We start from the raw sequence: 12834 nt of genomic DNA, 5'->3' as shown, positions 1-12834 counted from the left end.
ATGTTGATTTACTATTCTTTAATAACTCTCTTGGAAACAGTTTCTTTTCCTGTATTGATTTCTATAATATAGATGGCATTAGGATAAGATGAAAGATCTATAGATTCTGTTCCACGGTTGATTGTTCCGCTATGTAGTTTTTTTCCTGATAGATCATATAGGTTAAATACTGATTTTTCCGGAGCATTCAGTACGTTTACAGTGCTTTTTGTTAGTGTAGGAACGATACTGATATTACTGTTCAGAGGTTTTTCATTGGTAACTGATTTGGATGCTGGCGCTTGCTGGCTGTTGTAGCCGGTTACCATAATAGAATAGTTTTGAGGAGCATTAGCACCGGAATCGTTAACCAGATTTCCTTTATTGGTAATTTCTATTCTGTAAGATCTTCCTGCAGTTGGAGCATCAATGACTACCTGTTCTACATTGTCTACTTTATTATCAGCTTTAGTTGCTGTTAGCGGATTAGCCGGATCCAGTTTCCAAGGATAATAAACTGTATTATTGGAGGTGTCAATAATTCTAAGATCAATATCATTTACTAAAGTAGATGTTCTTACGTTGTGTAATTCTTGAAAAGTTTGATAGTTGGGTACCTTGTAAGCTGGATCGATCCATGAAATCGTTACTTTAAGAGGTTCTGTTCCGGTAGCTGTAATTGTTTTTCTGTTAGCTACACCGCTATTTAAGGTTTCGTCTGTAAATAGAACCGTACCGTTGGACTTTCCTACCAATAATTCTGCCCCTTTTTTAGCATTAATGAATCCCCATCCGTGATGAGGGTCCGGTCCGATATTTCCTGCTTCAGATGCGGAATGAATCATAAGTACTTTTGCAGAAGCCGCATTAAATTCAGCACCATTGAATAACTGCTTATTGATCTGCGTCCAAAGTCCTATAATTCCGGTAACAATAGGTCCGGAATAAGAAGTTCCACTGCCTGAACCATAGGTGGTGCTTCCTGTAGTATTTTCAGCTGTAGAAGCATGGCCTACGTTAGTGCCGACTGTTGTAATGTCAGGCTTTATCCCTCCGTCATCTCTTGGTCCTGCACTGCTGTAGCTGGATTTGATGACGCTGGAAGCATTGCTGTATCTTTTATTGGAAGCAGTAAGGATATCTGTAGCTCCAACAACGATAATATTTTTAGCCAGCGAGCCGGTTCCGATACAGTCATATCCTGAATTACAGTTCTTTGTAGGAACGTTGGAAGACATGAAACCAAACGTTACAAGGTTTCCAGAGGAATTCTGATAGTATTTAGTCTCATATGATGATGGTGTCATGCCATAAGAGTTACCGGCAGATTTTACAATAATATAAGAAGGATTGGTGTAGACAATTTTATCATAATTTTCATCATTGTTTAAGTAGGTTCCTTGGGCATTATAAGATGTCCCGTTGTTGTAATAACCATTCCATATCCATGCATAAGAGCCATTTACAGGACGGTAATCCCAACCTAAATTGGTTCCATAGGAGTGATTGGATATTTTAGGCTGTGCGGTTATTATTTTTTGAAAAACATTACTTTCTGAAGTGTTGCCCGGAAGTTTTGATGTCATGAATGCATAAGAATCAAAAGTGGAGTTCTTGGCAATACCCTGGATGTCTTTATTGGAAGAAACGAATGATTTACCTCCTATGAAACTGGAAACAGCTGTGGCATGCGCGCTGTAATTCATTGTGCCGGCTTCTTTATTGGTAACACGACCGGTTGCATTGTTGAATACATTGTGTGCTGCATAAACTCTTCCGCCGTCAAATACGGTAAATTTAATGTTTTCACCATTAAAAGACCCGTTCAGTCCTGCAATGGTTCCATTTTGAAGAAAATCAGAATTTGAGTTTTTAATCTGGTCTATATCATGAAGTTCATAGAAATAGGGGATTTCACCCAGAAATCCGGCAAGATGGCTTTTCTTCTCTTCAATTTCATGCTGTGTTTTGGAGTCTTTTTTAGTCCCGTAGTTTTTCGAAATGTAAGCATCAAATTTTTCGCTGTTTTTGTTGTTCTGGTTTTCGAACTCACGCATTAATGCGTCATTTTTTTGTGCACCTGCTAAAAAAGCAATCAGAGTGCTTGCTAGAAATAAATGTTTTTTCATGTTGATATTTTTGTTGCAGGACAAATCTATAAAAAGTTAAATATTACGCAAGTTTTATTTTGTTAAATTATCTGTTTTTAGCAATTTTTATTAAAGATAATTTTGATTTATTGTTTATTTATTGTGTTTTGTTTAATTTTTAGTTTGTTTTAAATGTAATTTGTTGTTTTTATTTATATTGGCTTTTTTAACAAAAAAAATATAGATGTCTTTTCTATTTCGAGGGTAAATTTTGTAAAAAAAATGAAGTAACTTTACATTCTCTTTTTTAAAAAAGTTAGAAAATTACATGTATTTAATTTTTGACACAGAAACAACCGGTTTACCTAAGAATTTCAACGCCCCGCTTTCCGATTCAGAAAACTGGCCCAGAATGGTTCAGATTGCATGGCAGGTGCATGATGACAATGGAAATCTTATTGAAAACCAGGACTACATTATAAAACCGGAAGGGTATGATATTCCCTTCAACGCTGCCAGAATTCACGGGATTACAACTAAGATAGCTAATGAAGAAGGCCGTGATCTTCAGGAAATCCTGGAAGAATTTTCCAAAGTGCTTGAAAAAGTAAGGGTGGTATCCGGTCATAATGTAGAATTTGATTACAATATTGTAGGAGCTGAATTTTACAGAAAAAATTTACAGGACAACCTTCAGGATAAGCCCAGAGCAGATACCATGATCTTAGGAACCAACTACTGCCAGCTTGGCGGCGGAAGGGGAGGAAGGTTCAAACCACCAAAGCTGGAAGAGCTTTATGAAAAATTGTACGGACATAAATTTGACGAAGCACATAATGCCGCAGCCGACGTAAATGCCACGGCACAGGTGTTTTTTGAAATGATGAGAATCGGGGTGATTCCTGCAGAACTGTTAAAAGTTTCTGAAGATCAGCTGGCTTATTTCAAAACGCTTCATCCTGATCCTATCAAGCCTTTCAGTATTGTTATCAGAAGGCAGGTAGCTGACTTTAATAATAAGAAAAAACAACAGGACTTTGGAAGTATTGACGAGATTGATCTTGGGCAATATTTTAACTTTGATAATCATAGTGTCTTCTCAACGTTATCAGCTACTTCAAGCATTAATGATTTAATTAAAAGGGCATCAGATGACAATTTTCCGGCTGTCGGAATGGTGGATCTGGGAAATATGATGGGTGCTTTTAAATTTGTGTCTGCAGTAGAAGGAGCCAATGGGGACCGTGCAAAAAAGCACAAAGAATTTTTAACGAAAAAACAGGAAGCTGAAGAAAACGGAACCGAATTTAATGAAACAGAACCTGTTTCAGAGCCTTTGATTCCTGTTGTTGGCTGTGAATTTTATATTTCAGACCGCTATGAACAGAAACAGTTTACCAAAGATGATCCGGACAGAAGAACACAGGTTGTTCTCTTAGCAAAGGATTTTAACGGATACAAAAACTTAGCAAAGCTTTCAAGTATCGGTTTTTTAAAAGGTTTCTATTTCGGAGTTCCAAGGGTAAGCCGTGAGCTGATTGCCCAGTATAAAGAAGGGGTTATTGCTTTGACGTCAGGGATTCATGGAGATATCCCGGATGCTATTCTTAATACCGGTGAACAAAAAGGTGAGGAACTTTTCAAATGGTGGAAAGATACTTTTGAAGATGATTTTTATGTTCAGATCCAGAATCATAAGCTACCGGAAGAAGAACATTTGAACGAAGTTTTACTGTATTTTGCAGATAAATATAATGTTAAGATTTTAGCTCAGAACGAAACGTATTATACCAATAAAGACGATTCTAATATTCAGGATATTGTAAGCTGTATTAAAGACGGTGAAAAACTGTCAACCCCTGTTGGGAAAGGATTTGGAAAGAGAAGAGGACTGGCAACGGGAGAATATTATATTAAAAATGCTGAAGAAATAAAAGAAACTTTTCTGGCTTATCCCGATGCTTTCGAAGCATATGAAGAATTTACGGCTAAGTTTAAACCATATACTTTAAAAAGAGATGTTCTCCTGCCGAAGTTTGATATTCCTGAGGAATTTATTCATACGGAAGATGAGATAGACGGAGGAAAACGTGGTGAAATGGCTTATCTTACTTACCTTACTTATGAAGGCGCTAAAAAGAGATATGGTATTGAGGGTATTACAGAAGAAGTTAAAGAACGTCTTGATTTTGAGCTTGAAGTAATTGCCAATACTGGGTATCCGGGGTATTTCCTTATTGTACAGGATTTTTGTAACGAGGCCCGTAAAATGGGAGTTTGGGTTGGTCCCGGAAGAGGATCGGCAGCAGGCTCTGCGGTAGCATACTGTATTGGAATTACTAATGTTGACCCAATTAAATATGATCTCCTTTTTGAGAGATTCCTGAATCCCGAAAGGGTCTCAATGCCGGATATTGATATCGACTTTGATGATGAAGGTAGAGACAGGGTTATCAAATGGGTAATTGATAAATATGGACAGAGCCAGGTGGCGCAGATTATTACTTACTCTGTTTTGGGTGGGAAATCTGCGATTAAAGATGCAGGAAGGGTTCTTGATGTTCCGATTCCTGATACTAATAATATTGCGAAACTTATTCCATCTACACCAGGAATGAATATTGCCAAAGCTTTGGCAAAATATGAAAAACTGAAACCGGAAGAGCAAATGCTCGTTGATGAAATGAGATTTGTTCTTGATAGCCCCGGGGATCCACGCCATGACGTTCTTGCGAGTGCAAAAAAGATGGAAGGATGCATCAGAAATACAGGAATCCACGCCTGCGGAGTAATTATTACTCCTGAAGACGTAAGTAATCTGGTTCCGGTGACTATTGCTGCGAAAGATGCTGATATTCTGGTGTCACAGTTTGATAACTCAGTAGCGGAAAGCGCAGGACTTCTGAAAATGGACTTTTTGGGTCTTAGAACACTTACAATTATCAAAGATGCAATAAAGCTGGTTAAAGCAAGATATGGAGTAGATATTGATCCGGATCTTATTCCGCTGGATGATACAAAAACATATCAGTTATTTAAAGAAGGAAGAACAGTAGGGATTTTCCAGTACGAAAGTCCCGGGATGCAAAAATACATGAGAGAGCTGAAACCAACGGTTTTTGCCGATCTTATTGCCATGAACGCATTGTATCGCCCAGGTCCAATTAAGTATATCCCGAACTTTATTAACAGGAAACATGGAATTGAAGAAATTGTCTATGACCTTCCTGAAACAGAGGAATATTTAAAAGAAACCTACGGAATTACTGTTTATCAGGAGCAGGTAATGCTTTTATCTCAAAAACTGGCCAACTTTACAAAAGGTGAAGCCGATACGCTGAGAAAAGCAATGGGTAAAAAACAGATCGACGTTCTGAATAAGATGTACCCTAAGTTTATTGAAGGAGGAAGAAAGAATAATCTTAATGAGGAAAGGCTGGAGAAGATCTGGAATGACTGGAAAGCTTTTGCGGAATATGCCTTCAACAAATCCCACTCAACCTGTTATGCCTTTATTGCTTATCAAACGGCTTTTTTAAAAGCCAACTATCCTGCAGAATATATGGCGAGTGTAATGAGTAATAACATTAACAATACGGATTCGATCACCATGTTCATGGAAGATTGTAAAAGTATGGGGGTTGATGTTCTGGGACCTGATGTGAATGAATCACAATATAAATTTTCCGTAAACGAAAAAGGGCAGATCCGTTTTGGATTGGGAGCAATTAAAGGTATAGGTGAAGGGCCGAGTGAAGCCATTACGCGAGAAAGAGAAAACGGAAGATTCAAAAATATTTACGACTTTTTTGAAAGAATACTGCCTTCCCAGATGAATAAGAGAGTGGCGGAAAGTTTAGTGCTTGCGGGAGCATTTGATGAATTGGATGCTTTCCATAGAGGCCAGTATTTTGATATTGATATGGCCGGAAAAACCAATCTTGAAAGGTTGATCAGATACGGACAAAGCTTCCAGGAGAGTAAACACGAAATGGAAAATTCCCTGTTTGCTGATTTTGCGGAAGAAGTACAGATTGAACAGCCTAAACTGCCTCCTTGTCCGGAATGGCCCAATATGCATAAGCTGAATAAAGAAAAAGAAATTATAGGATTCTATCTTTCTGCGCATCCGCTGGATGAGTTTAAATATCAGTTCCAGTTTATGCAGGGACAGCTTTCCAAAAAAGCGGTATTGGAAAAAGAAGAGGAAGAAAAAACAAATACGGAAGAAGCTCCCGTTCTGGAGACCGATGCACAAGATGATTCTGTTGATCTTACAGAGATTGTATCGGATGAAATGTCCATAGGAGAAGAGGAAGTTGTAGAAGAGGTTGTTAAAAAAGCAGAACCGAAAGGGAATTTTCTGTTTCTCAATCTGGATGAAGTAGATGCTTATAAAGAACAGGCATTCTCTAATAAACAGGAAGAGCTTTTTGAAGAGAAAAAGAAAGACTGGAAAACAATTCAGAAAGAAAGAGAGAATGGCGGTGGCGGAAAAGAATATACCGTAGCCGGACTTATCACAGAATATAGAGTTCAGGATGGATTCCGAAGCGGGGAGAAGGTGGCTTTTGTTACTTTGGAAGATTATTCCGGATCTTATTCTTTCAGGCTGGGGGATAGAGATTATATGCGCCTGAAAGAAAAGCTGGAAGTTCAGAGGTTTGTTATATTTAAAATAAAATTTGCCCAGGTAAAAGACGGACGGGTTTTTGTGAATGTGAATGATGTAATCGAGCTGCAGGAAGCTTTTGAAAGATTTGCTAAAAGTATTTCTCTGGTAATGGATGTGATGGATGTCAGGCCGGAAGATCTGGATTTCTTCAGAACAGTTCTCGACAGGAATAAAGGAAACCAGAAACTGAAATTCTTTATTAAAAATATAGAAGATGATTCCCATCTGGAAGTGCAGTCTATGAAACATTCTGTAGATCTGAACGGAGATCTGATTAAGGAGATTCAGCTTCTGAATAAATATGAGTTCTATCTCAATTAGTAATAATAAAATATGTGGTATATAAAGCGGCTTTTTGCCGCTTTTTTTATTTTTTCAAGACCCTTGAAAGTGATTAGTCTATAAAATTTATCAACAATTATATTATGTTAAGTAGGGTTTTTTCTTCCTGCTTGTATTTTGATGCTTGTGTTTTAACGTTCTTAAAATCAGTGTTTTAAATTTTAACTCTATATTGTGAAATATTAGTTAAAATTAAATAAATGTTTAAGTTTTTATAAAATTACAGCCTATTTTAAATATTTGGATTTAATATTTTAAGATAAATTTTGATATTTGATTAAATATTTACTTACTTTTACCTCCCTAATTTTTATTTTACGAAGTATGAAAAAACTTTTACTGTCGTGTATGTTGGCTCTGAGTATGGGAGCATCTGCACAAATTATTGTAAATGAGAGCTTCGAAGGAAGTTCTTTGCCTTCGGGATGGACGGGCTCAGCACTGCCATCTACAGCAGGTCAGACCACTACTGTTTCTATGTGGAGTGGAGGAACAGCCTGCGTAGGCTCGAAAATGGCTTACAGAAATCTGTATAGCGGTGTTACCTCTTATAATATTACCTATTCATCAGCAAGTTCAAACGGAACAGAACTTACTTATTCCTTTCAGTATGCAGCAAAAGGGTATTCCTCTAGCGATGCAATTAAAGGTAGCGTTGTCGCTGAATATACAGTAGATGGAGGAACAACATGGGTTGCTCTGGGGGCGCCAATTAATCTGAATAATCCAAGCTCAACACCTGTTCCTTGTACCACTGTTTCAGGAGTAATTCCTGCGGGAACAATCCCGGCAGGGGCTGATTTTAAATTCAGACTGACCGGAAATTATACTGCAACTTCTGATTTCTATTTAGGTTTTGATGACGTGAAGTTAACGCAGGTTGTTACTGCACCTCCGGGATGTTCAACAATTTCAGCGCCGGTAGCAGGTGCGACAGGAGTTTCCAGGACACCTGCTATTACCTGGAGTCAGGCAGCAGGAGCTACAGGATATCTTTTGAATGTAGGAACTACTCCGGGAGGAACAGATGTTATTAACGGCCAGAATGTTGGGAATGTTACATCATATAGTATTCCGACGGCTAGTGCTCTAAATTATTCAACGGTTTATTACGTAAAAGTTATTCCTACCAATAATTTAGGAAATACAACCAATTGTACAGAGAGTTCTTTTACAACATTAAATATTGGCTGTCCGTCTGTAAGTGCACCATCTAATAATGCCTTGAATACAAGTGTGACTCCTGCAATAACTTGGAGCTCAGTTAGTGGGGCTACGGGATACAGGCTGTCAGTAGGAACTACTTCTGGAGGGACTGAAGTTTTGAATAACATAGACCTTGGGAATGTATTAACTTACACATTTCCCTCTCCTTTGAACTATAATACAGCGTATTATTATACGGTAAATGCTTATCAGGGAACGACGAGTACATCGGCATCCTGTACAGTTAGAAAATTTACAACCAAGGCACCTCCTCCTGCTAATGATGAGTGTGCGAATGCGGTAGTTTTAGGAGTAAACTCAGATATCAACTGTGCTGTAAAAGGTACAGGAAATACATTGGGTGCAACACAGTCTGCATCATCAGGTACTTGTAGCTTTGTTACTTCAGATGATGATGTTTGGTTTAGCTTTGTTGCTACAGCCAGCAGTCATGTGATTAAATTGTCTAATGTAGTTTCTACAGGAACATCATCTACAACCGATATGTATTTTCAGGTATTAAGCGGAACTTGTGGTTCTTTCACAAGTTTACTTTGCAGTGATGCTGATGCTAATTCTGTTTCAGGACTTACGCCGGGAGAAACTTATTATGTAAAAGTTTTCACCTATAGTTCAGGTGCGGAATATGCTGCAAGTTTTGAGATTTGTATAGGAACACTTCCTCCGCCTCCTGCCAATGATGAGTGTTCAGCGGCCACAGCCCTTACGGTAAGCTCAGGAGCTTTATGTACTTCTGCAGTGGTAGGAACTACTTTATCTGCAACCAGCTCAGGCGTTGCTGTATCTCCATGTACAGGTACTGCAGATGACGATGTATGGTATTCTTTTGTGGCAACCTCTACATCTCATGTGGTTGCTTTAACTGATGTTGTGTCAGTAGGAGTAACTTCTTCCACGTCTTTATATCTTCAGGTTTTAAGCGGAGCTTGTGGAAGTATGACATCCCTTGCATGTGATACAAGCCCTGCTACACCAACAGTGCTTACAGGTTTAACAGTTGGTAGTACTTATTATATCAGAGTATATAACTCTAATACTGGAACAGGATATGCCAACACATTCAAGATTTGTGTATCAACACCGGTTGTGCCTGCCAATGATGAATGCGGTAATGCCGTAACTCTTCCTGTAAGTGCGGATTTAAACTGTGCAGCTCCTACTTCGGGAACAACACATAGTGCTACAAATTCTAATTTAGCTGTATCTCCATGTACAGGTACTGCAGATGATGATGTATGGTATGCTTTCACGGCTACAGGCCCGGTTCATACAGTAATGCTGTCTAATGTGGTTTCTACAGGAAGCACTTCGTCAACAAGTTTGTATACTCAGGTATTTAGTGGAGCATGCGGATCTTTAACAAGTCTTGTATGCGGAACTTCTAACTCAACTGTTGTGCCTGGATTAACAACAGGTCAGACGTATTATGTAAGAGTTTATAATTCTAATGGATCAGGATATTCCAACAGCTTTAATATCTGTGTAGGAACTCCTCCTCCTCCTCCTGCCAATGATGAGTGCTCAGGCGCTGTTGCTTTAACGGTAGGGAATAACTTTAATTCAAATCCTATTACTGCTACAAGTGTATCGGCAACGACTAATGGAGTGTCAACATGTGTTACTACCGGGTCTAATAATGTTAATAATGTATGGTTTTCTGTAGTAGTTCCTCCATCAGGAAGTGTTACCGTTGAAACAGCTTCGCTTACAGGATCTTCGTTTGCTGATTCTATTATGGAGATGTATAGCGGTAGCTGCGGGACGCTTACTTCTGTAGGATGTAATGATGATGTTAGTGGAGCCAGCAACAGATTTTCTAAAGTGTCAGTTACAGGCCAAACTCCTGGATCCACACTATATGTAAGTGTTTGGAAATTCGGGCCTACAAATCCGGATGGAGAGTTCAGAGTTTCAGCTTATGACAGTTCTGTTTTAGCCACTTCAGAAACGGCAGTGGTGAAAAATAACCTTAAAGTGTATCCAAACCCATTCTCTGATATTCTGAATATCTCAGATGTGAAGAATGTAAAATCAGTTTCTGTTATTGATCTTTCAGGAAGAGTAGTGAAAACTATTGACAATCCTTCTTCAGCTCTTCAGCTTGGAGATTTGAAACAGGGAATGTATCTGATTTCTTTAAAAATGAAAGACGGATCAGTACAAACATTAAAAACTATTAAAAAATAAATTTTTTAGTATTAATCAGTGTTTTATGAATAGCAGCCTAATAAGCTGCTATTTTTTTTGTTATATATTTAAAAAATATTATTAATTTAACAAAAAAATAAAACTTAATAAACTATGAAAAGAATTTTACTCTGGGGTATGCTTCTGATAAGCATAACCATGAATGCACGGGTAGAGACAGGAAATTTCTCTACTGATAAGAAAGAATATAACGGCCGGAATAAAGCATGGAACCCTCCGGCTAATGATGATTGTGAGAATGCAGTACAGCTTACCGTGAATTCAAATCTGAACTGTGGTGTTACTGTTGCAGGAACAACACTTGACGCTACAGATTCAGGATTAGCTCCAGCTCCTTGCTATGGAACTGCCGATGATGATGTATGGTATAAATTTACAGCAACTGCTTCAATTCATGTAATTTCTCTCAAAAATATTGTTTCTGTAGGAAGTGATAACTCTACCGATATGTATTTTCAGGTATTCAACGGGACTTGTGGTAATCTGACGAGCATTAAATGCTCTGATCCTGAAGAAAATATTGTAAGAGACCTTACACCGGGAGAAACCTATTATATCCGGGTGTACAGCTATTATGGAGCAGGCAGGGCTCAGACTTTTAATATTTGTGTAGGGATGCTGCCTCCACCTGTAGCGAATGATGAATGTTCCGGAGCGGTAACTTTAACAGTTAATGCAGATCTTTTTTGTGGTAATAAAACGTCAGGAACTACAATAGGTGGTACAGATTCTGGTATTGATCCGTGTGAAGGCGAATCAGATGATGATGTCTGGTATAAATTTACTGCGGTAGAAACTTCTCATGCTATATCATTAAGCAATGTAGATTCTATCTATGGATATGATTCTCCTATGTTTGAAATATTTAGCGGTTCATGTGGTGCCTTAACCAGTATCGGATGCTCAGATTATGAAACCTCTCAGATTCTCACCGGACTGAATCCCGGAGAAACTTATTATATAAGAATATTCAGTGATGCTGAAGGGTTTAATACTTTTGATATTTGTATAGGGACTCTTCCTGATGCTCCTCCTGCTAATGATGAATGTTCAGGAGCTGTAGCATTGACGGTGAATTCAGATATGAGCTGCAGTAATAAAATTTCAGGACATACCGCTGAGGCTACAGATTCAGGCATTGATCCTTGTGATGGTGAGGCAGATGATGATGTATGGTATAAGTTTACTGCAGTAGGTACTTCTCATATTGTCTCAATAAGTAATGTGGCTGCTGTTTCCGGATATGGAGGAGCTTTCTTTGAAGTTTTCAGCGGAGCATGTGATACTCTTACCAATATTGTATGTTCAGACTATGAAGACTATCAGGTTCTTTCCGGATTGACACCTGGTGAGACGTATTACATAAGAGTATTCAGTATGTATGACGGAGCTATTACTTTTGACTTATGTGTAGGCACATTACCTCCTGCACCAGCTAATGATGCATGCTCCGGAGCTCTTTCTGCAACAGTATTCCCATACAGCTATACTCAGGCTGATGCGGCGGGTGCTACCAATAATGACGGATTTATTGAAAGCTGTACAGATGAGGGAATGAATGACGGAACATGGTTCACATTTACCGGAACTGGAAGTACTTTTGATATTTCAGTTACGATGCCTTCTGGAAGTTCTTTTGATCCTAAGATTGGGGTATACAGTGGAAGCTGTGATAATTTAACCTGTGTAGGAACGGCAGATGATGGATTGTCAGGAGGTGCAGAAGCAATTTCTGTTCAAACCACGGCTGGAACTGTTTATTATGTAAATGTGGGTAATTATAGTGCTTATTCGGATAATATGGAGGGAGAATTTACCATTGCAATCAAAAATGCATCTCTTGGAACTTCAGAAGTTTCTAAAGAAAAAGATAAGATCAAGGTATATCCGAATCCGTTTACAGATGTATTGAATATTGCAGATATTTCAAAAGTGGGATCCATTACTATTTCTGATGTATCAGGAAGACAGGTGAAAAATATAAATGTACCTTCCTCCGTACTTCATTTGGAAGATCTTAAACAAGGTATGTATCTGGTGATTTTAAATATGAAAGACGGATCAAAGCAGACTGTGAAAGTAATCAGAAAATAATATTTTAATTTTTAATAATGAACGGCAGCTCAAAAGGCTGCTGTTTTTTTTGATATGTGGTGGCCAGATGATAACCTGATAAGGTCGATGGTTTTGTTTTTTCATCCAATCTGTTGTTGTAATTGAACGGTGTGATCATCAGCTTTTCCTGTGATGTAAAATATCAAAAAGGAGGGAAATACTGTTTTTTTCTTTATTTTGTGAAATATGAAATATTTA

At 38.2% G+C, this 12834-nt stretch carries 4 protein-coding genes; 3 read left to right on the top strand and 1 reads right to left on the bottom strand.

From position 1 onward, the window contains the following. Positions 1-11: 11 nt before the first annotated feature. Positions 12-2108: a S8 family peptidase gene (locus J2Y40_RS06740; protein ID WP_309997953.1), complete on the bottom strand. Its 2097-nt coding sequence runs from the start codon at positions 2106-2108 to the stop codon at positions 12-14. 289 nt (positions 2109-2397) lie between these two features. On the opposite strand from J2Y40_RS06740, the gene dnaE reads away from it, so the two are divergent. From dnaE to J2Y40_RS06725, 3 genes are all read left to right on the top strand, one after another. Beyond that, the gene (dnaE, locus tag J2Y40_RS06735) at positions 2398-7065 is read left to right on the top strand and encodes a DNA polymerase III subunit alpha (RefSeq protein ID WP_309997951.1); all 4668 of its coding nucleotides are present in this window, start codon (positions 2398-2400) and stop codon (positions 7063-7065) included. Positions 7066-7410: 345 nt separating this feature from the next. Next, on the top strand, positions 7411-10500 hold the full coding sequence (locus J2Y40_RS06730) for a T9SS type A sorting domain-containing protein (protein ID WP_309997948.1): 3090 nt from the start codon (positions 7411-7413) through the stop codon (positions 10498-10500). A gap of 114 nt (positions 10501-10614) precedes the next feature. Next, complete coding sequence (locus J2Y40_RS06725; protein WP_309997946.1) at positions 10615-12615, top strand: T9SS type A sorting domain-containing protein; 2001 nt, start codon at positions 10615-10617, stop codon at positions 12613-12615. Positions 12616-12834: the final 219 nt, after the last annotated feature.

Source organism: Chryseobacterium sp. 2987 (assembly GCF_031456375.1).
GTDB classification, from domain to species: Bacteria; Bacteroidota; Bacteroidia; order Flavobacteriales; family Weeksellaceae; genus Chryseobacterium; species Chryseobacterium vaccae.
This window is presented reverse-complemented; position numbering and strand designations above follow the sequence as displayed.